Source organism: Mycolicibacterium setense (genome assembly GCF_000805385.1).
Lineage (GTDB): Bacteria > Actinomycetota > Actinomycetes > Mycobacteriales > Mycobacteriaceae > Mycobacterium > Mycobacterium setense.
This window is the reverse complement of the sequence record NZ_JTJW01000006.1, coordinates 1,173,397-1,194,288: the sequence shown is the minus strand read 5'-3', so window position 1 is coordinate 1,194,288 and position 20,892 is coordinate 1,173,397. Positions and strand designations below refer to the sequence as shown.

The window sequence follows — 20,892 nt, the reverse complement described above, 5'->3', positions numbered from 1 at the left end:
CGGCCTGCCGGCTACTGGTCAACAATCCGTCCCTGCGCCAACCGCTCTCGCAGACTCTTCGGCCGGATGTCGGGCCAATGTTGCTCGATGTAGTCCAGGCATGCGGCGCGGTCCGCCTCGCCGAAGACCACCCGCCATCCGTTCGGAACATCCGCGAAGGCCGGCCACAAGCTGTGTTGCTCCTCGTCGTTGATCAAGACGAAAAAACTGCCGTTGTCGTCGTCGAATGGATTGATACTCACCAGCACTCCAGACCATCTGGGCGAGTTAAATGGAACACGTTCTAAACCTAGCCCAGACGGCTGGGCCGGCAAGCGATTTTAGGGAAATCGTCAATATTTGCTGATCCTCATCCGGCGGGCCTCGCGCGATGCGGCGCTTCATAGAAACGCCACCGTTAACATGGCGAATTAGCCACTGAGCGTTAGTCTGCGCCGCGTCGGCTACCTGACGATGCAGTCGGCACCGCCCGTTTCGCTGACCGTGTCATAGTGTGCCAAATTTGCTGCCTGACGGAGGCCTTGCATCGACGCAGAACCGGCGGCCCGACGAGTGCGGCCCACGACCGGTCCGCATTACAAATTCAAGTGATCATTACGCGCTAGGCATCCGCTCAGCGTTTTGGGACGGGCACGCCCGCTCGGGGTGCCGACTCGGATCGATCCGGACGCAAGTCCGTCACCACACCGTGCACACCACTCACATGGGCTACTGCGGGCGGCGCCGGTATCGGCCGAAGTTGCCCCGCACTCAAGCCGACAAAGTACCGTTGGGAAATACCGTAGAGCCCAGAGCTGCGACCGTGGATCGACACGGAGTACGTGCTCCCCCGCGACGGGTGATCAGCGTCGGTCACAGCCCGAGGTCGTCGTGTCGGCATCCGTAACGTCTAGTAGCTAGGGATCACGAAGAAGTGAGCAATTCCGCGAAAACCGCACTGCCGCCTGGACCTCCGCTTCCCATGGTGGTGCAGTCCGCGTTGATGGCCGGCTACGGTTTACGCTTCCTGAGCGGGTGCCAACGGCGCTACGGCAACATGTTCACTCTGCGGATTCCGTTGTCCGGCACCGTCGTCTACCTTGCCGATCCCGCTGACATCAAGACGGTGTACGCCGGCGACCCCAAGGTTTTCCATTCCGGTGAAGCGCATTGGTTTTTTCGGGGACTTCTCGGCGACAGCTCCCTGTTCGTCCTCGACGAGGACGCACACCACAGCTTGCGTCGCTTGACGATGCCGGCATTTCATCGTGATGCCGTCGCGAACCAAGCCGCCCAGATGATCGAGATCGCCGCCGAGAACGTCGCCGGCTGGCCGGTCGGCAAGAGCTTCCCGGTAGCGCCCAAGACGACCGACATCACGCTCGAAGTGATCCTGCGGACCGTCATCGGCGCCAGCGACCCGGCGCGGTTGGCCGCCTTGCGCAGGGTCGTGCCGAGACTGCTCTACATGAAACCGTGGGAGACACCGGCGATTACGAAACCGAGCCTGCGGCGCCACCATCCGTGGCGTGGAGTGGGCCGGCGATTCGCGGAGGCCGATGCCTTGCTGTACGCCGAGATCGCCGACCGTCGCGCCGACCCGAACCTCGCCGAACGCACCGACGTTCTGGCGATGCTGGTCCGCGCCACCGACGACGACGGTCGGATGATGTCCGACAGCGAACTGCGAGATCAGCTGCTCACGGCGATCGCGGCCGGGCACGAGACCACCGCGACGGCTTTGTCCTGGGCGCTCGAACGGCTGACGCGCCACCCGGCGGCGTTGGAGAGGGCGGTGCAGGCCGCCGATGCGAGCGCGGCGGGGGATCCTGCCGGCGACGAGTACCTCGACGCGGTGATCAAAGAGACGTTGCGGATCCGGCCGGTGCTGTTCAGCTCGGGCCGGATTCTGAAGGAGCCGGTCGAGGTGGGCGGCTATCGGCTTCCGGCCGGCATCATGGTCGACCCGGCGATCGGGCTGGTGCACGCCAGCCCCGCGGTGTACCCGGATCCAGACGATTTCGACCCGGATCGAATGCTCGGCACCACCCTGAGCCCGACGACCTGGCTGCCGTTCGGCGGAGGAAACCGCCGGTGCCTCGGGGCCACCTTCGCCATGGTCGAGATTCGGCTCGTGCTGCGTGAGATCCTCCGCAGGGTCGAACTGAGCACCACCACTGCAGCCGGTGAGAAGCAAAGGCCGAAACATGTCACCTTCGTGCCGCATCGTGGCGGAGTGATCCACGTTCGTGCGATCAGAGACGCCACGTCGACGTCACAGGCGTCACTGGCCTCAACACACTGTCCTGCCGACATTCACCGGTCGCACGACTCGCGGTAGGTCACGGCCGGCCGAGGCCGGCGAACTTCTCCACGAGGTCGGCGGTGGTCAACACACTTTCGGCCGGCTTGGTCATCTGCCTGGCGACCTCTCGTGCGCGAGCGGCATACTGCGGGGCGAGGATGGTGCGCAGGTCGGCGACCAACGACTTTTCGGTGGTGCCCGAAAACCGGCGGGCAGCCCCGACTTTCAGCCGCTTCACCCGGGTACCCCACAGCGTCTGGTCGAGGTCCGTGGACAGGATCAACGTGGGGACCCCGGCCCGCAGTCCCGCGGCCGTAGTGCCCAATCCCCCGTGGTGTACGACCGCGCGGCAAGCGGGAAAGGCGGCCGAGTAGTTCATCGCCCCGACGACCTTGACGTGATCGGATTGCGGGACGTCACTCAAATCGGTTCCGGCCGAACACACCAGCGCCCGCTCACCCAGCTCCGCACAGGCGGAACTGATCATCGCGAGAGTCTTGGCACCGGATTCCATCGGCAAGCTGCCAAAGCCGAAGAAGATCGGCGGCGGTCCGGCGGCGATCCACGAAGCGACCTCATCATCGGAATCGCCGGGGAGGTCCATCGTCAATGCACCGACAAAGGGTCGTTGATCAGACCATTGCGCCCATTCGGCCGCGAGGCCGGGAAAGCAGACTTCGTCATAAGCCTGGATCTCGAGACATCCGCGTTCGGTGAGCCGCCACGGTGACGGTGACGTGGCGTTCGGCAGCGCCAGCTCACCGCGCTGGATGCCCTCGACCCTCTTCGCGTTGCGCCAAGCGACCCACTCCGAGGCCTTCATCGCGGAACGGCCCAATGGCGCAGGTAAGAACGGCACGAACTGGCCGTTGGCCCGCAACGGGAACAGGTGAAGTGTGGCCAACCGAATGTCGTAATACTCAGCGACGTTGCCCGCGGCGTCCTCGAAGTTCACGCCGGTGAACAGCAGGTCGGCCCCCTCGGAGAGCGACGTCAGCGTTGCGATGATCTCCTTCCAACACTGCAGGAACGGCTCGACGACCTCGCGCCGCAACTCGATCAGTTCCCGGACCTTCCAGAAATTGCGGAAGAAGTGCGTCCAGAAGTCGCGGTGGGCATCCAGCACAGCCTGCAGATCCGGCCCATACGGGACCGCCGTCGGCCCGGCTGCCTCGGCGAAAGAAACCAGATCAGGCGGAACCGCCATCTGAACGTCGTGCCCCCGGCCCAACAGCTCCCGGCCCACGGCAACCAAAGGCTCTATGTCACCGCGTGTTCCATAGCTCGCCAGCACGAACTTCATCGCAGATTCTGGCCTCTCACTTGCCTTACCGGGTCTTCGCTACGCACGCCACAGCACAGCAGTCCCATCGATGTCGATGATCTCCGCGGTGATCCCGTGCTCCGCCCGGTAGTCGGTCACCGCTTCCCGGCACGGCTTGAGATCGTGGTAGTCGTCGATGACGCAGAAGCCGCCCGGAGAGAGTCGCGGGTAGAGTGCCTCGAGAGCTTGAATCGTCGATTCGTACAGGTCGCCGTCGATCCGAAGTACGGCGATGCGATCGATCGGCGCATCGTGCAGGGTGTCCTTGAACCAGCCGGGAAGAAAGCGCACCTGGTCATCGAGAAGTCCGTAGCGCTGGAAGTTCGCCCTGACCTCGGTTTCGGGCACACCGAGGATGCCGGAAAGGCTCTGCGTCCTGAGGCCTTTGTCGGCCTTGTAGTTCTCAGGGTCTGCGGGTGGCAGGCCCTCGAACGAATCCGCCACCCAGACACTGCGAGTTTCATCGCCATAGGCTGCCAGGACGGCGCGCATCAGGATGCAGGCCCCGCCGCGCCACACTCCGCATTCGATCAGGTCACCGGGGATCTCCTCGGCCAGTACCGTCTCGACGCAACGCTGAAGGCTGGTGAGTCGCTGCATTCCGATCATCGTCTCGGCCTCGGCCGGCCAATCGATGCCCAAGTCCCGCTTGTGCTGGACGAGCGTGCTGCGATTCTCGTTCGGAGTGGCGCGAGCGAGTCGATGGGCACCGCCCCGAACCATCATGCGATTGAGGGTCTTGAAATACAGGCGTCGTCGCAGGGTCCACTGCGCAGGCATTCGCTCATGCATCCCATACCTGGTGAGGTTGCCTCGGATCAGGTCGAGGTACAGAGATCGAACGTCGTGATCGGTCACGTGAAAAGGGCCCCCAGCTTGTATTTCCGGTCGGTTTCGATGACTCTAGCCGCGAACTGGCGTGCACTCGGCTGGGTTCGTTGATTCGGATTCATTAGTTGACTCGGCGGGAACGGCCCGGTAGACGCGCCGAGGCGGAGCACCGTTTTCCCGGCGGATCGATTGCGGCAGAGCGGATTTCCAGCCGGCCGACGTCTCACATCGCCCGCAGGACAAATCCGGTCTGGTCGCCACGCTGCTTCTGGTTGAGCGACAACGCGCGTTTCTCCCACTCCCACAGTTGCTTGGGCCCGAACATCCGAAGGATCTTGGGATCCGTCACCGCAACGTCACGTCGATACGCTTCGCTGCCGAGGAACTGACCCAGATTCGAATCGTCGAACGTCCTGACCACTCGTAGTCCGGCCCTCTCGGCCGCCATTGCCATTCCGCGCCGTGAGGGTATGACCATGTGACGGGGTGCATCGGCCTGCACCCAATCCGCGCGGTAGGTGGTCCAGGCCTCTGACGTGGTCGTGGGCACCCGAGCCAGGCACATACCGCCCGCAGCGAGCTTCTCGTGGGCAACTTTGAGTGTCGCCACCGGATCGGGAACGTGTTCGAGGGAGTGATTGAACATCAGGAGGTCGAATTTGCCATCCATTTCGCTCAAATCTCGTTTCATCAATGGCACGCCTTCGGACGACTCGCCATCGGCCGAGATGAATGGATCTGCGCCGAGCAAATTGTTGAATCCAATTCTGCTCATACGGTCGAGTAGGGCACCAGTGCCACAACCCACATCGAGAATTCTTGCGTCACGCTCGACTTCGAGTTCAGCCAGCATTCGTACGACGTCGCCTCCGAGAAGAACCCGTAAGATCCCCTCGGAAACTCGCGCTTTCACGAGCGCGCCGACCATCCGATTGCCACCGCCACGCAGCTTATATGCATCATGCTGGGTCACCAGCCACCGAAACGCGCTGGGTTGGACCGACGCACTGTGCGAGTAGTAGTTTGGCGGATAATGGCGCATGAGGTCTTGGCCCTCCAGCGCATCCTGAATCTGCAAAGTGTCGCACGCAGCGCAGCTGAAATATTCAAACAGCTCCCGGGTGCCGAACATCATCTCGCGAACTTCAATTGTCGGATGCGGACCGGTCGATCCGCACAGTCGGCAATCTCTGGTAACCGCGTTCACTCGCCCAACCTCAGAGAACTCGACGCCACTGAAGGAGGATAGCGTTTGCCGGGGCCGCCCGTGCCGAAACCGTGACGCCACTCGGATCGGCACCTGGGCGAAGTTGGCTCTGGCAAGCGGACTTTGGCGCGCCGCGACCGCTCGAAGCAACTACGGCAAAAGAGCCGACAGCCGGGAGCAACCTGGGTAGTGTTTCGGCGGTGTGGGGTTCGGTGTTAGCTCTGGGAGTTCTGGTCGGGCTTGATCCCATGCGCCTTGGCATCACCCTTCTGGTGATCTCGCGGCCTCGGCCGGTGCAGAACCTGCTGATGTTCGGTGCCGGCTGTGTGACCGCGTGTATCCCGACGTTGGTGATTCCACTGACGCTGCTGCACCTCACGCCGATGTTCAAGTCCACCGCGGAATCATGGGCCAAGAGTTCGACCGGTGGATACATTCAAATCGGCATGGGTTTGGTCGCGCTGACGACTGCCACGGTGCTGACGGTGCACTTCTGGGCGCGCCGGCGGGCGGAAGTGTCGACTCCGGCGGGTGGCACGTCGACCCTGCTGTCGGACGCGGATACGTCGACACCGGTCTCGCGACTTCTGGCTCGGGCGCGAGACGCCCCGGCAGAGGGCGGCTCGGTGTTCCGGCGGCTGCTGCGGCGCGGACACGACGCGTGGCAGGACGGATCCCTGTGGGTCTCGTTCGTGATCGGCTTCTCATTTGCCGGTGCGCCGCCCGACGTGGCTCTGTTCCTGCTGGCGATCGTCGTGGTCTCGGGAGCCGCGGTCGGCACCCAGATCACCGCGACCATCGCATTCGTCGTAGGGATGCTGGCCGTCGTCGAGATCGTCCTCGTCAGCTATCTGGCAGCACCTGCGAAAACCGAGTCCATCCTGCAACGGCTGCATGATTGGGCGTGGGCTCACCACCGCAAAATCCTCGTCGCCATGTGCGTGTTGGCCGGTGCGATGCTGATCGCCAAGGGCTTGAACACCCTCTGACCTGTAGCTCAAAGCCCGTAGGCCGGCTGGCTGTCACCAGGTCAGGAGCGAGTGGCAACCGCCACCGTGGGCCCGAGCCCACGCCGGGTCCGGAACTCCACCTTGATGGACGGGTCGGCGTGATGGCCCAGCGCACGCAGGGCAGATGGGCTGTAGGCGCGAAGCGAGCTGATGAATCCGTCATGCTGCAACGGAGAAATTCTGATGAGCGGCAGCACCACTGCCAACAACGCGATGTGCAGGGGTGCGGGCGGCCTTGGAAGATCGACTATCAGTAGCTTCTTCGCCGCCCGGGTACCTGCCGCGAACACGCGGGCGGCGAGTTCGGGGGGCAGGTGGTGCAACGACAGCGCGAACACCGCGAGGTCGTAGTAGCCTTCCGGCGCATCGATTTCGGTCGCATCCATTGCGCGCACCGTGGCGCGTGGATGACTGCCGAGGTCGCCTTCTGCCATACCCGCGACAAACGCGGGCTCGATGTCGGTGACCGTCACCTGAGCAGTGGGATGCGTGTCCAGCAGCTTGCGCGACAACCCGCCGAGGCCGGCTCCGAGTTCGAGGATCTTCGGAGCAGGCACGTCGGCAACCTCCCGCAGCACCATCCGAGCGCACTTCTCGTGAATACCGATCCGTCGCCGTTGCCCGGCGCGGTCGAGTGAATCCATGACCTTGCGTTTCAGATCGTCCACATCGTCGCGATCCAGGTACTCCAGCCGATCCGTCTGCAGTCTCCGATCCAGCCAGGAAGCGTCTGGTCCGCCCCGGGGCATGTTCGCAATGTCGCGGGTTCTGCTATCCACGTAGACCATGATGGAGCATGGCGATCGGGATCAGGCCGGAAGTCGCAAAGTCAAGGGTGTAGCAGCCGAATCGAGACTGCGGCCAACGCTCTATCACTTTCAGCTCCAAGAGTTTTGGATGTGACCAAGCTGTCGAGTGGATGCCACCGGCCTGTGCCGAGACGATCAGGCCACGCGCCTGAGCTCGGCGAACTTTTCCAGCAGGTCGGCAGTGGCCGCAACGCTCTCGGCGGGTTTGGTCATCTGGGTGGCGACTTCGCGGGCGCGCGTCGCATACTGCGGCTGCAGAATCGTACGCAGGTCCGCGATCAGCGACTTTTGTGTAGTCGCCGAAAGGCGCCGGGTGGTACCCACATTCAGCTGTTTGATGCGAGCTCCCCACAGTGTCTGATCCAGGTCGGTCGACAGGATCAATGTCGGGACGCCGGCGCGTAGGCCGGCGGCGGTGGTTCCCGCACCACCGTGGTGCACGACGGCGCGGCACGCCGGAAAGGCGGCTGCGTAATTCATGGTGTCCACCACTTTGACATGGTCGAGATGCGGGACGTTGCTGAAGTCGCTCGCGCCCGCGCACACCAGCGCCCGCTCCCCCAATTCGGTACACGCCCCGCTGATCATCGCGAGCGTGTCAGCCGCCGAATCGACGGGCATGCTGCCGAAACCGAAGCAGATGGGCGGTGGACCGGCAGCGATCCAGGCTGCGATTTCATCGTCGGTGTCCGTCGGCAACTCCATTGCCAGCGCACCGACGAACGGCCTGCGACCGTCCCATTTCGCCCATTCGGCCGCCAGTCCGGGAAAGTAGATCTGGTCGTAGGCTTGGATTTCCAGCGAGCCGCGCTCGGCCACCCTCCACGCGGAGGGGCCGGTTGCTTTTGGCAGGCCCAGCTCCTTCCGCTGCGGATCTTCGAGCCGCTTCATCATGGGCCAACTCAGCCACTCCGACACCCTCATCATCGTGCGCGCCATCCGCGCCGGTAGAGCCGGAACGAGCTGACCGTTGGGCCGCAGCGGGAACACGTGCAGCATGGCGAACGGAATGTCGCACGCCTCAGCGACATTGCCGGCGGCCTCCTCGCCGATTACACCGGTGAACAGCAGATCCGCCCCGTCTGCCAACGACATCAGCGTCTTGCTGACGTCCTGCCAGTACTGGTCGAATAGATGCCATTCCTCGCGCAACAACCCGGCCAGGTCCCTGACCCGCCAGAAGTTCTTCCAGAATTTGCGCAAGAAACGCGCCCAGAAGTCGCGGTTGAGGTCTTGCCACACACGCACATCGGGCCCGCACGCTATGGCCGCCGGCCCAGCAGTCTCGACGAACTCGACCAGATCCGGCGAGACGGCCATCTGGACTTCGTGTCCGCGGCGCGACAACTCGCGGCCAACCGCGAGACCGGGCTCGACGTCACCGCGAGTCCCGTAGAAAGCCAGCACAAATTTCATCGCGGAGACCTCGAGCCTTTCAGTTGTCGCACCCGTGGGGTGCCAAGAGACATCGGTCATTATCCCGATCCCCTGTCGGTTCCGGTCCAAAACCGAGCAGGTGGATCCGCGCGAATCTCGCGAGGCTCACATGAAGATCAAATGGATCCATCAGTGGATGGGCATCATCGTCCCGTTCCCGACCGGACCGACTGGCCGCGCCGAACCATCGACGGTCGGATCCCGGCCGGGTCATCGGTCTCCTCGGAACGCGTACCTGTCCGACAATCAAACCGGAACGACGGCAAGCGCTCTCGACCTCCGGTGGCACGATCGCACCACCCGCACCCCGACCTCATATCCGGCGGGCAGACCAGATCAAGATCATCAGGGTTTCGAAAGCGCCAAATTACATACAAGCAGCAGGTAGTGTCCCGGCCCGTGTGGGGCTCACTACTCGGGATGGCGATCGTGATGGCGTTCAATCCCGCCCTGCTGGCCCTCATCCTTCTCGTGATCTCCCGTCCACGCCCGGTGCAGAACTTGCTCGTGTGCTGGATCGGCTGCCTGACGACGAACATTCCCGCCCTGGTTGTCCCCGTGGTGCTGCTGCACCGTGCGCCGATGTTCAGTCCTCAGGCGCCCGCTGCCACCGCAGCGACCCGGCACATCCAACTCGGCATGGGTGTGCTCGTGCTGTCGGTCGCCGCGCTGATCGCGGTACGGTTCTGGGTGCGTGGGCGAGTGCCCGTCCCCGCAGCGAGCGGCAACACCACAAGCCAGGTGATGGAATCGGCGGGGCCGGCCCCGATCACGTCGCCGTTTGCCGGCATGGAGGATGCGACCGAAGACAAATCCGCGATTCGGCGGCTCTTCGGGCGTCTTCAAAGAGCCTGGGACAGTGGGGCTTTGTGGGTCGCGTTGGTGTGCGGCATGGGGTTCTTACCCGGATTTCCGCTGGTGCTGTTCGTGGCGACCACGGTCGTGTCCTCCGGGGCCACGACGGGCACGCAGATCTTCGCCGTCATCCTGTTCGTCGTCGCGATGTTCGCGGTTTTCGAGGTCGCCGTTGTCAGTCATCTGATCGCCCCGGTGCGAACCCAGGCGGTGCTGCAACCGGTGCACGACTGGGCGCTGGCGAATCGCCGTCAGGTGATGATCGGCATCTTCGTGATGATCGGGGTGTTGCAGGTGGTGAAAGGCTTGGGCATCATCTGATTTGGCGGTTCCGCAAGACGCGGGTTGAGCGACGGCTAGCCTACGTCGGTCAAGCGGCCTCGATCGGCGAAACGTTCCAGGAGATCGGCGGTGTTGGCAACGCTTTCGTCCGGTCTGGTCATCTGAGTCGCGACCTCACGGGCTCGGGCCACATATACCGGGTCGAGAATCGTGCGTAGGTCCGCGGCAAGAGATTCGCTGGTGGCAGACGAGATACGCCGTCCCAGACCAACTTTCAGCCGTTCGACACGACCGGCCCAAATCGCCTGATCGAGTGCCGTCCAGAAAACCAGCATGGGGACACCGGCGCGCAGCCCCGCCGACATGGTGCCCATGCCTCCGTGGTGTACGAGCGCGCGGCAGGCCGGAAACACCGCAGCGAAGTTCATCGTGTCAACGACCTTGACGAGGTCGGAAGCAGGCATCTGCGTGAAGTCGCTCGACCCGGCGCACACCAGCGCCCGCTCGCCCAGTTCCGCGCACGCGGACTCGATCATGGCCAGTGTGTCCGAGGGCGATTTGACCGGCGTACTGCCGAAGCTGAAGAACACCGGCGGTGTTCCCTCAGCAATCCACGCGGCGACGTCGTCATCGCCGTCCGTGGTCAACTCCATCGTCAGTGCTCCCACAAAAGGCCTTTGGCCATTCCATTTCGCCCATTCGGTGGCCAGTCCGGGAAAGCAAACCTGGTCGTACGCCTGAACTTCCAGTGATCCGCGTTCGGTGATCCGTCGTGGTGACGAGATTGTCGCCTTCGGCAGACCCAGTTGACGGCGCTGCGCATCGTCGAACTTCTTGACCCCGCGCCAGTTGGCCCACTCATACATCATCAGCGCATAGCGCCCCAACATCGGCGGCAGAAATCCGAGCATCCGGCCGTTGGGGCGCACCGGCGATACGTGCACCGTTGCCAACGGAATACCGTAGTACTCCGCGACATTCACTGCCGGCGGCTCAAAATTCAGGAAGGTGATGAGTAGGTCAGCCCCGTCGGCCAGCGATGTCAGCGTCGTAGAGATCTCCTCCCAGAATTTGACGACGGACTCCCCGATTTCACGCATCTCGCGCCACAGTCTGGCCAGTTCCCGGACATTCCAGAAGTTTCCGAAGAAGCGGATCCAGAAGTCGCGATGGGCATCCGACCACACCGCTGTGTCGGGCCCGTACGGGACCGTCGGAAGGCCGGCCGCCTCAGCGAAGCCGACCAGGTCCGGCGAGACCGCCAATCGCACATCGTGCCCGCGGCGCTGCAACTCGCAACCCACAGCGACGCAAGGCTCGACATCGCCACGAGTTCCATAGCTGGCCAGCACCAACTTCATAGCGTTTCTTTCGACATGAGATCTCCGGACGACCTGTTGCGAACAACGCTGTTGCACCGGATGTTCGGCTCGAATGCTAAAGGCTACCCAGGCTTTTACGTATGCGTCAGTGAATTTCCCCAGTGAGGCCGAAATCAGTGAGTGTTTTCGCGGCAAGCTCACGCAAAGCGCACGTCGTGTTCTCTGCGCCGGGCTGGTACGCGCCGATGCTGATGAAGATCTTGCCGCTTATGCGGCCGGAGAGGATGACGGTGCGGCCGCCTGTTCGTTCGAGGAGCTGTCGCGATTCGCGCTGCCCAGTGGTTCGAGCATTGGCGTAAGCGGCCGCGGTGCCATCCGCCTGGCTGATCAATGAGCTCAGATCGCCGAGGTAGGAAGAAAACACCGCCTGGTCGGGATCGGCAGGCGCCCGGGCCACCATCTGTTTGAGCATTCGCTTCGGCACGAACGACGGCAGCCACAGCAGCTGTTCGGACTCGTCCGGCGTCTCTTTCAGGTTCGCCAGCGTCTGCTTGACTGCGGCCCGGATGTCGCGCAGATCCGTTGTGGCGTGCGTCGGGTCGATGGTGACGCGCGCGTACGACAGGGCCATCGCGCGCGTGTCGTCCTCTGACGCGCGGTCGCTGATCGGAATCTGGAGCGTGACGGCGCCGTCCTCGGCGCGTACCCGCCCGATACGTTCTCCGAACCTGGCGGCGAAGGCAGCGGCCAGGGTATGACTCGCTCCGCCAAGAGATTCTGCTCGCGCATCCCAGTCATCCAGGTCCACGAAGATGGTGAGCGCAGGCACCAGGACAATGTCGTCTGCGCCGGCCGCGGTGGTGGGGGCGGGCCGCGGCGCCGGCGAACGCTTGTTTTCGACCTTGGTGCGAGCCTGCTTCCGGGCTGATCTCACCGCACTGACAAGCGCCCGGGCGACGTCCGGCACGTCTCGTGCTGTTTGTCGGACGTCCTCGCCCAACGCACGCAATCGTGTGCGTGACAGCGGCGGGGGGTATCCGAGATCGCGCGTCTTACCCAGGGCTCCCTCGACGATGACGAGCGCGAGGCCGAGACCGTCGATCAAGTTGTGCGAAAGTACCAGGCTGACGGCGGTCGATCCGTCATCGAGGGAGACCACACCGATGTGCCAACCGGGACCCGATTCCGCATTGACGGGAAGCTGCGAACGTTCATCGACCCAGGTGGCGAATTCAGCGCGCGGGCGGGTCGACTCGGCGATGTCGATGTCTGACTGTCCGGGGTCCAGCACCCACCGATGCCGGGCGATCGGTAGCGCCGGACGCTCGATGCGACGACCCAACAACCCCTGACCGAGAAAGTGGTGAAAACGGCGTAGCCCGTCGAGATCGACAGGACGGTCATACAGCCATGTGACCTGGATGACCACATTCATGCCGGCGGCGTGATGCTCCGCCAACAAAGCTTCGTCTGCCAATGCGAGCCGATTGTCAGGGCATACAAAGCGGGTGGATGCGTGGCGAGTTCCCATCAGGCCCACGTTCCACGGCGGCGGTGAGCCATCGCGACGACCTCGTAGCGAAACTTCAGGAGTGATGGCCGGATGAATCGGTTGAGCTTGTGCAGGCGATGGGAATTCTCGAACACCTTCCGGAAACCCTGCTCGCTCGCACGGTACTCGGCATAGACCCGGTCCAGCGCGGACTGATCCCAGGTTTCGTCGCGCGCCGCCGCGTGCAGAGTCTCATAGACGGCGGAAATCCAGTCGGTGCCGAAGGTTTCGGTCACCGGGCCGGTGTGCCGCTGGCGGTGAAGATCCGGTGTGAGGAACTCCTCGATGGCGGTCTCGTCACGCGTCTCCAGATCGATTCCGAGTGCGACCGAGATCCTTTTCACCTCCCGACGCCAATCATCGAGGAGGTTGGCGTACTCGACGAACACGCGCGGCACGTCGCGGGTGTCTCTCTCGGCCAACAAGTTGAATTTCAGCCACAGCGCACTCCCGAGCTCAGGCAATGTCAGGAAGTCCGCCGCACCCGATGCGATGACTTCCTGCGGGGGGCGCACCATGTTCACGACCGCGATATCGAAGCCGGCCGCGCGCGCGGCCTCGAACCACAAACTGGCCAGCAGCGTTATTTGCAGGTCTTTGATGAGCACCAGCGGCGCATCCGGCAACGTGGAGAGAAACTGTCCGATCTTGGTGACGCAGGCGGCTTTCTGGTCGGCATCGAGCCCGCCTTCCTCCTGCAGGCGCAGCGACGCGTCGAACACAGCGCTGCCGTGGCTGCGCAGGATCGTGTTGTTGAGATGAAGAGCCGCACGCGGCTCCCAGTAGCCACGTGGATTGCGCGGATCGGCTCCCGACAACCCGACCGGCAGCGTGGCGCCACATAGCGAGAGAACCCGGGTCACCGCCGATGTTCCTGATCGAGGCACACCCAACACGAACAAGGCGACCGGGCGGGCCCCGGACTCACTGTGTCCGGCGGGGTTCACGAGAACAACTCCGCGAGCGGCGCCGACGACGACGATCCGATCGTGTATGTGGAACCTGCTGCGCGCTTCGCGGCTTTGCATCGGCTCTGATTCATGACGGCAGAGTATTCGGAGATGCGTTGCTGCCGTGGGGAATTGCCATTTGCTGCACAATCTCTTGGCCGCCCCACGCCCTCACATGACGGGGACGCCCATCTCGGGATCAGAAGTTGTTGCAGGTGTTGAAAGCTTGCTCGATGGTGCCGAGATACGGCTGAAACATCGGAGCGTTGGCCACGTCCTGGGCCGTCCTCGCCCGCTTGTCCGGTGGGTCGGCGATGAACTGACGCAAGCCGCGCTGCAGTATCGGCGATTGGTCGAATGCCTGACGGACTTGGGGATCCTGCGCATCGAGTGCCGATACCAACTGCGGGTAACTGCATGTCGTGTTGATCGCGGAATCCAGGTTGGGCCCTGCGGATGCGATGCCGGCCCCGGCGGTCAACGACATGGCCAAGCCGCCGAGCCCGACGGCCAGTCTGGTCAACGACAGACGGAACATATTCAAACTTCCTCCCAACCATTGCTCCCGACAATTCCGACTCTAATCCGCTCGCACCGATCTCACCCATGATTTGCCCAGGTCTGCCAAAGCGCGAAATCAGGCCTCCTGCTTGATCAGTGGGGCGGAAGGAAGGCGCACCGGGCCAAGGACCGCACTGGAAGGCCGCTGACGGACCCGCAGCGGCCACCAGAACCACCGCCCCAGCAGCGCAGCGATCGCCGGTGTCATGAATGCACGCACCACCAGGGTGTCGAACAACAAACCCAAACCGATGGTCGAACCCACCTGCCCGATGATGCGCAGGTCGCTGACCACCATCGAAAGCATCGTGAACGCGAACACCAGGCCCGCGGTCGTCACGACCTTGCCCGTGCCGCCCATGGCCCGGATGATGCCCGTGTTGATCCCGGCGCCGACCTCTTCCTTCATCCGCGATACCAACAGCAGGTTGTAATCGGAACCCACCGCCAACAGGACGATCACCGACATCGCCAAGACGAGCCAGTGCAATTCGATGCCGAGTATGTGCTGCCAGACGAGCACGGAGAGCCCGAACGCGGCACCGAGCGAAAGCGCCACCGTACCGACGATGACCAGTGCGGCGACCAAACTCCGCGTCACCACCAGCATGATGCCGAAGATCAGGCAGAGCGCCGCGACACCCGCGATCAAGAGGTCGAATTTCGACCCGTCTCGCAGATCCTTGTATGTCGCAGCGGTTCCGGCGAGGTGGATGGAAGCGTTCTGCAGCGGCGTCACCTTGATCGCTTCCTCGGCTGCCGTCCGCACAGCATCGACCCGAGAGATGCCCTCGGGAGTTCCGGGATCACCCCGGTGCGTGAGGATCAGGCGGACGGCCTTCCCGTCGGGCGAGAAGAAGAGGCTCATCGCCCGTTGGAAGTCCTTGTTCTCGAACACTTCCGGAGGCAGATAGAAGGAATCGTCGTTCTGGGCGCCGTCGTAGATCTTGCCCATCGCGCTGGCGTTCGACGTCGTCTCATCCATGATGGCGATCATTCCGGACATGGTGCTGTGCATCGTCAGCATCATGGCTCGCATCGACTTCATGATCTCGATCATCGGCGGCAACTGCGTGACAAGCTGCGCCTGTAACGCGTCGACTTTCACCAAGTTGTTGAGAAGTTTGTGCATCTGAAGGCTGAGCTGGTCGGTGCTGTCAAGCGCGTCGAACACTGATCGAACGGCGAAGCAAATGGGAATGTCGTAGCAGTGGCCTTCCCAGTACAGGTAATTGCGAAGCGGCCGGAAGAAGTCGTCGAAATTCGAAACGGTGGCCATCAGATCATCAGTAAGTTCGGCAGTCTCCCCGGTCACCTCGACCGTGTTGTGGGTGATCGAGCCGATCAACTTCATCAGATTGTGAGTGCCCTCCATCTGGGTGATCATTCTCTGCATGTCGTCCGCCTGCTTCAACATGCCATTCATGCGATCTTTCGCGAACGGCACGATCTGTCGAAGGCCGGCGCTCTGCAAACTGATCTGAAACGGTATCGACGTGCGCTCGATCGGGCTGCCCTCAGGCCGGGTAATGCTCTGCACCGTGGCAATCCCCGGGACCGCGAAGATCTTCTTGGCCAGCTTGTGTAGGACCAAGAAATCTGTCGGGTTGCGCATATCGTGGTCGGCTTCGAGCATCAGGATGTCGGGAGTCATCCGCGACTCGGGGAAATGACGCTCGGCGGCGGCATATCCGACATTGGCCGGGATGTCTTGGGGCACATACAGTCGGTCGTCGTAGCTGGTCTGATACCCGGGCAGGGCCAACAGCCCGACAAACGCCACCGCGCACGCCCCGGCCAGAATCGGTACCGGCCATCGGACCACCGCCGTGCCGACCCCCCGCCACCGGCGGACCATGAGCTTCCGCTTCGGTTCGAACAGCCCGAACCGGCCGCCGACGGCAATGACGGCCGGAACCAGCGTGACGGCAACCGCGACGGCAACGGCCATACCTATAGCGGATGGAATGCCCATCGTCTCGAAGTACGGCAGCCGGGTGAAGCTCAGACAGTAAATGGCTCCGGCAATCGTCAAACCTGAGGCCGCAACCACTTTGGCAACGCTGCGATAGGTGGTGTAGAACGCGGTTTCGCGGTCTTCGCCGGCTTGACGTGCCTCGTGATATCGCCCGATGAAGAAGATTCCGTAATCGGTGCCGACCGCGATTCCGAGCGATACCAGCAGATTCACCGCGAATGTCGACAGCCCCAGAACCTGGTGATCGCCGAGGAATGCGACCACTCCCCGAGCCGCCTGCACCTGTATTCCGACCATGGCCAGTAGGAGCACGACGGTGATGACCGAGCGGTACACGAAAAGCAGCACCGTGCAGATCACCACCAGGGTCACCAGCGTGATCTTCATGATCGACGTGTCACCGGCGTGGTTCATGTCGGTGATCAGCGGGGACGGACCCGTGACGTAGGCCTTCACCCCGGGCGGCGGCGGCGTTCCCGCCACGATGCCCCGGACCGCTTCCACAGATTCATTCGCGAGGGCCTGCCCCTGGTTACCCGCGAGATTCAGCTGGACATAGACACTCAGATCATCGGCACTCTGAACACCCGACGCGGTGAGTGAGTCCCCCCAGTAATCCTGAACGTGCTGCACGTGTTTCGTATCGGCCCGCAACTGACGAACCAGATCGTCGTAATAACTGCGCGCGTCCTGGCCGAGGGGGTTGTCGCCCTCCAAGACGATCATCGCCACACTGTCGGAATCGGATTCGCCGAACACCTGCCCCATGCGCTGCATCGCCTGAAACGACGGCGCATCCTTGGGAACCAGCGACACCGAGCTTTCCCGCCCGACCTGCTCGAGCGAGGGCACCGCGAAGGTGAGGACGGCGGTGATCGCCAGCCAACCGAGAATGATCGGCAGCGACAGCCGATAGATCACCCGAGCGATCAACGGCGGCCGGTCGCTTGTGTGCCGAATGCTCATGCGGCCTTCACCGCACAGAAGGAAGGCGCATTCATGGCTGTCAGCGCTCTTCTCTCTGCAGGATCGACCGCACAAGCTGGCCGCGGCCCGACGGGCGCCCCGTTGCACTGAGCGGCCGTGGATGCACCCGCTGCGGCCACCAGAACCACCGCCCCAGCAGGGCGGCGATCGCAGGCGTCATGAATGCGCGTACCACCAAGGTGTCGAACAACAGACCGACGCCGATGGTGGCACCCAACTGCCCGATGGTGACCAGATCGCTGACGACCATCACCAACATCGTGAACGCGAACACCAAGCCGGCGGCCGTCACCACCTTGCCGCTGCCGCCCATGGCCCGGATGATGCCGGTGTTGATCCCGGCGCCGATCTCCTCTTTCATTCGGGACACCAGCAGCAGGTTGTAATCAGAACCCACCGCCAACAGAACGATCACGGACATCGCCAGCACCACCCAGTTCAAGGGCATACCGAGGATGTGCTGCCAGATGAGCACGGAAAGCCCGAAGGCCGCGCCCAGTGAAAGCGCCACCGTGCCGACGATGACCAGTGCGGCGATGAAGCTCCGCGTCACCACGAGCATGATGCCGAAAATGAGGCAGAGTGCGGCGACAGCCGCGATCAGAAGATCGTATTTGGACGCTTCGACCAGGTCTTTCACCGACGCTGCGGTGCCCGTGAGATGAACCGAGGCATTTTGCAGCGGCGTGCCCTTGAGCGCTTCTTCGGCCGCGGTTTCGATCGGATCGACCAGCGACATGCCCTCAGTCGTTGCCGGGTCGCCTCGCTGGGTGATGAGCATGCGGGCCGCTTTCCCGTCCGGTGACAGGAAGATGTCCATGACGCGCTGGAAGTCCTTGTTCTCGAAGACTTCCGGCGGCAGATAGAAGGAGTCGTCGTTCTGGGCAGCGTCGAACGCCTTGCCCATCGCGGTGGCGTTGTCGTTCGACGTCGCCATCTGATCCATGATCCCGGACATGGTGCTGTGCATCGTCAGCATCATGGTTCGGGTGGATTCCATGGTTGAGATCATCACCGGAAACTGAGCGGCCAATTGCGGCAGAATTGCGTCGAGTTGATCAAGGTTGTCAACCAGGCTGACCATCTTGACGGTGATTTGGTCAATCCCGTCGAGCGTGTCGAAAACCCCTCTGATCGACGAACATATCGGAATCGTGTAGCAGTGCGGTTCCCAATAGAAGTAGTTCCGGATCGGTCGGAAGAAGTCGTCGAAGTTCGCAACGTGATCGCGCAGTTGATTGGTCACCGATTGCAGCTCGTGGGTATCGGCGACCATTTGATGCGTGGTGCTGACCATCTCTTCTGTCAGTGCTTGCATGCGCTTGACGATGGCGATCGTTTTGGTCATGTCGTCGGCCTGCACCAGCAGGTCTTCCATTCGATCCTTCTGGAACGGCATCAAATGGGTTTGAGACGCGTTGCTCATGCTGAGCATGAACGGAATCGTCGAGTGTTTGAGTGGCTCCCCGGCGGGACGGGTCGGCGCCTGCACCATCGCGACTCCGGGCACGGACTGCACACCCTTGGCCAGCTTGTTCAAGACCAGAAAGTCGATCGGATTCCGCATGTCGTGGTCGGCCTCGACCAACAGAATGTCAGGCGCCATCATCAATGACTGGGGAAAATGGCGCGTCGCCGCCGCATAACCCACGTTGGCGGGGATGTCCTGCGGGATGTAATTCTGGTCGTTGTAGCTCGGTTTGTACGCGGGAAGCGCCAGCAGGCCGATGAGCGAGACCGCGCACGTCGCGATGAGAATGGGCCCGGGCCACCGGACGACCGCAGTGCCCACCTTCCGCCACCGCCGGGTGGTGAGCTTCCGCTTGGGTTCGAACAGCCCGAACCGGCTACCCACGGCGATGACCGCGGGAACGAGTGTGACAGCGACCAATACGGCGGCAGTCATACCCACGGCGGTGGGAACGCCGAGGGTTTGATAGACCGGCAGGCGGGTGAAGTGCAGACAGAGAATCGCTCCGGCGATCGTCATGCCGGAACCCACGACCACCTTCGCGACGCTGCTGAACGTCGTATAGAACGCCTCCTCTTTGTCCTCGCCGGCCTGGCGCGCCTCCTGGTAACGCCCCGTGAAGAAGATGCCGTAGTCGGTGCCTGCCGCGATCGCGAGCGCCACCAACAGATTGACTACGAACGTCGTGATACCGATGACCCCGAGACTGCCGAGTAACGCCACTACCCCTCGGGCCACAGTCAATTCGACGCCGACAACCACCAGCATGAGAATCACGGAGATGATCGACCGATAGACGAGCAGCAGCATCACGAAGATCACCGTGAGGCTCAAGGAGGTGACCAGCCCCACCGTCCTGTTGCCGGCCGGGCCCAGATCCGCGGCGAATGCCGCGGGTCCCGTGACATAGGTCTTGATTCCCGGCGGCGCCGGAATCCGGTCCACGATCGCACGCATCGCCTCAACGGATTTGACCGCCGAGATGTCCGCGTTGCTGGTGAGCGTCACCTGTACGTAGGTGGCCTTGCCGTCGACGCTCTGCGCGGCGCCCTGGGTCATCGGGTCGCCCCAGAAATCCTGGACGTGCACGACGTGTGTGGTGTCGGCCTTGAGCTGACGAACCATCTCGTCGTAGTAGCCGTGTGCGGCATCGCCGAGGGGCTGCTCCCCCTCCAGAACGATCATCGCGACAGCGCCCGACCCGGCTTCGCCGAACAGTTGCCCCATGCGCTGCATCGCCTCGAACGACGGTGCGGCGGTGGGATCCATCGCTACCGGATGCTCTTTCTCCACCTGCTCGAGCGAAGGCACGGCCACACTCAGGATGACCGTGACCGCCAACCATCCCAGGATGATCGGCACCGACAGGACGCGGACCATGCGTGCGATGAACGGGCGGCGCCTGGCCATGGGCAACGGCTCCGTTATCGGCTCACTGTCCGTGCTCATGCGGCCTTCAGCTGACAGAAGGTGAAGGCACTCACGCCAGTACTGACCTTCTCGTCCTTCACCTCGTCGCCGACGAGGATGCGGCATCCGATCGAGTCAGTATTGCCTTGCGCGGAGATGTTTCCCATCGCCGTCGCATCGGAGATCGGGAAGTCCATCGACCATGGCAGCGGCGCATCCCTGATGAGTTTCGGTTCGGCATCGGCATCGAAATAGCTGATGGTCGCCAGCGTCCCCGGAGGACCGAACACCTCGTAAACCAGGTGCTTGGGGTCATGGGGCCGCTTCTCCTCACGCTCGGCGCTGGTGTACGCGGGGCGGCTCTGGCTGCCGAAGACGCCGTGCAACCGAGACACGGTGAATCCGCCTGCGACTCCCACCACCACAAGCACCAGCGGAATCCACAGCCGCTTCAGGATCCTGAAAATCGCGAGTTCCTCCGACTGTCTTCCGTGCCGGCACCCTGCGGGTGCGCAAACATGCATTTGCAGATCGGATGCGAACGACCGGGCCCCGGATGCGGTGGCATCCGAGGCCTGACCCTGCACGAAGCTCCCGCAAACGTGCGACGCGCCTCGATGAG

16 protein-coding genes are annotated in these 20,892 nt (G+C 62.9%); 3 read left to right on the top strand and 13 right to left on the bottom strand.

Annotated features, from left to right (window positions below):
• Positions 1-11 precede the first annotated feature (11 nt).
• Positions 12-242: an MbtH family protein gene (locus QQ25_RS16390; RefSeq protein WP_039320680.1), complete on the bottom strand. Its 231-nt coding sequence runs from the start codon at positions 240-242 to the stop codon at positions 12-14.
• A gap of 671 nt (positions 243-913) precedes the next feature.
• On the opposite strand from QQ25_RS16390, the gene QQ25_RS16385 reads away from it, so the two are divergent.
• The gene (locus tag QQ25_RS16385; RefSeq protein WP_039379598.1) at positions 914-2,320 is read left to right on the top strand and encodes a cytochrome P450; all 1,407 of its coding nucleotides are present in this window, start codon (positions 914-916) and stop codon (positions 2,318-2,320) included.
• Position 2,321: 1 nt separating this feature from the next.
• Here the strand turns inward: QQ25_RS16385 and QQ25_RS16380 are convergent, their stop codons facing one another.
• The 3 genes from QQ25_RS16380 to QQ25_RS16370 form a co-directional block, all read right to left on the bottom strand.
• Entirely contained in the window at positions 2,322-3,587 is a 1,266-nt protein-coding gene (locus QQ25_RS16380; protein ID WP_039379596.1) for a glycosyltransferase, read from the bottom strand.
• A 39-nt stretch (positions 3,588-3,626) separates the two neighbouring features.
• Positions 3,627-4,466 (bottom strand): TylF/MycF/NovP-related O-methyltransferase, encoded by an 840-nt coding sequence (locus QQ25_RS16375; RefSeq protein WP_039320048.1) that lies wholly within the window; start codon positions 4,464-4,466, stop codon positions 3,627-3,629.
• 196 nt (positions 4,467-4,662) lie between these two features.
• A complete protein-coding gene (locus QQ25_RS16370; RefSeq protein WP_039379594.1) occupies positions 4,663-5,646 on the bottom strand; it encodes a class I SAM-dependent methyltransferase in 984 nt (327 codons plus the stop codon).
• Positions 5,647-5,846: 200 nt separating this feature from the next.
• Here QQ25_RS16370 and QQ25_RS16365 point away from each other — a divergent pair, with 200 nt between their 5' ends.
• Complete coding sequence (locus tag QQ25_RS16365; RefSeq protein WP_039320045.1) at positions 5,847-6,635, top strand: GAP family protein; 789 nt, start codon at positions 5,847-5,849, stop codon at positions 6,633-6,635.
• A 41-nt stretch (positions 6,636-6,676) separates the two neighbouring features.
• Here QQ25_RS16365 and QQ25_RS16360 read toward each other — a convergent pair whose 3' ends face one another.
• Entirely contained in the window at positions 6,677-7,444 is a 768-nt protein-coding gene (locus tag QQ25_RS16360) for a class I SAM-dependent methyltransferase (RefSeq protein ID WP_039320044.1), read from the bottom strand.
• Positions 7,445-7,600: 156 nt separating this feature from the next.
• On the bottom strand, positions 7,601-8,881 hold the full coding sequence (locus QQ25_RS16355) for a glycosyltransferase (RefSeq protein ID WP_039320042.1): 1,281 nt from the start codon (positions 8,879-8,881) through the stop codon (positions 7,601-7,603).
• A gap of 408 nt (positions 8,882-9,289) precedes the next feature.
• Between QQ25_RS16355 and QQ25_RS16350 the strand changes: the two genes are divergently transcribed.
• Positions 9,290-10,078: a GAP family protein gene (locus QQ25_RS16350; protein WP_101906156.1), complete on the top strand. Its 789-nt coding sequence runs from the start codon at positions 9,290-9,292 to the stop codon at positions 10,076-10,078.
• A gap of 35 nt (positions 10,079-10,113) precedes the next feature.
• Here the strand turns inward: QQ25_RS16350 and QQ25_RS16345 are convergent, their stop codons facing one another.
• The 7 genes from QQ25_RS16345 to QQ25_RS16315 form a co-directional block, all read right to left on the bottom strand.
• Positions 10,114-11,400: a glycosyltransferase gene (locus tag QQ25_RS16345; protein WP_039320039.1), complete on the bottom strand. Its 1,287-nt coding sequence runs from the start codon at positions 11,398-11,400 to the stop codon at positions 10,114-10,116.
• Between the two features lie 106 nt (positions 11,401-11,506).
• Complete coding sequence (locus QQ25_RS16340) at positions 11,507-12,892, bottom strand: hypothetical protein (protein ID WP_052235890.1); 1,386 nt, start codon at positions 12,890-12,892, stop codon at positions 11,507-11,509.
• Entirely contained in the window at positions 12,892-13,860 is a 969-nt protein-coding gene (locus tag QQ25_RS16335) for a sulfotransferase family protein (protein WP_039320034.1), read from the bottom strand. The genes QQ25_RS16340 and QQ25_RS16335 overlap by 1 nt, the downstream gene beginning before the upstream one ends.
• Positions 13,861-14,062: 202 nt before the next feature.
• The gene (locus tag QQ25_RS16330) at positions 14,063-14,401 is read right to left on the bottom strand and encodes a hemophore-related protein (protein ID WP_039320031.1); all 339 of its coding nucleotides are present in this window, start codon (positions 14,399-14,401) and stop codon (positions 14,063-14,065) included.
• Positions 14,402-14,500: 99 nt separating this feature from the next.
• Complete coding sequence (locus QQ25_RS16325; protein ID WP_039379591.1) at positions 14,501-17,368, bottom strand: MMPL/RND family transporter; 2,868 nt, start codon at positions 17,366-17,368, stop codon at positions 14,501-14,503.
• Positions 17,369-17,408: 40 nt separating this feature from the next.
• Positions 17,409-20,309, bottom strand: a complete 2,901-nt coding sequence (locus QQ25_RS16320) for an MMPL/RND family transporter (protein WP_082017539.1) — start codon at positions 20,307-20,309, stop codon at positions 17,409-17,411.
• Positions 20,306-20,716 (bottom strand): MmpS family transport accessory protein, encoded by a 411-nt coding sequence (locus tag QQ25_RS16315; protein ID WP_082017582.1) that lies wholly within the window; start codon positions 20,714-20,716, stop codon positions 20,306-20,308. Before QQ25_RS16315 ends, QQ25_RS16320 begins: the two co-directional genes overlap by 4 nt.
• Positions 20,717-20,892: the final 176 nt, after the last annotated feature.

Coding starts and splice junctions, on each gene's coding strand:
- QQ25_RS16380 (WP_039379596.1), bottom strand. CDS start 3,587: ATGAAGTTCGTGCTGGCGAGCTATGGAACACGCGGTGACATAGAGCCT.
- QQ25_RS16325 (WP_039379591.1), bottom strand. CDS start 17,368: ATGAGCATTCGGCACACAAGCGACCGGCCGCCGTTGATCGCTCGGGTG.
- QQ25_RS16355 (WP_039320042.1), bottom strand. CDS start 8,881: ATGAAATTTGTGCTGGCTTTCTACGGGACTCGCGGTGACGTCGAGCCC.
- QQ25_RS16360 (WP_039320044.1), bottom strand. CDS start 7,444: ATGGTCTACGTGGATAGCAGAACCCGCGACATTGCGAACATGCCCCGG.
- QQ25_RS16330 (WP_039320031.1), bottom strand. CDS start 14,401: ATGTTCCGTCTGTCGTTGACCAGACTGGCCGTCGGGCTCGGCGGCTTG.
- QQ25_RS16340 (WP_052235890.1), bottom strand. CDS start 12,892: ATGGGAACTCGCCACGCATCCACCCGCTTTGTATGCCCTGACAATCGG.
- QQ25_RS16345 (WP_039320039.1), bottom strand. CDS start 11,400: ATGAAGTTGGTGCTGGCCAGCTATGGAACTCGTGGCGATGTCGAGCCT.
- QQ25_RS16320 (WP_082017539.1), bottom strand. CDS start 20,309: ATGAGCACGGACAGTGAGCCGATAACGGAGCCGTTGCCCATGGCCAGG.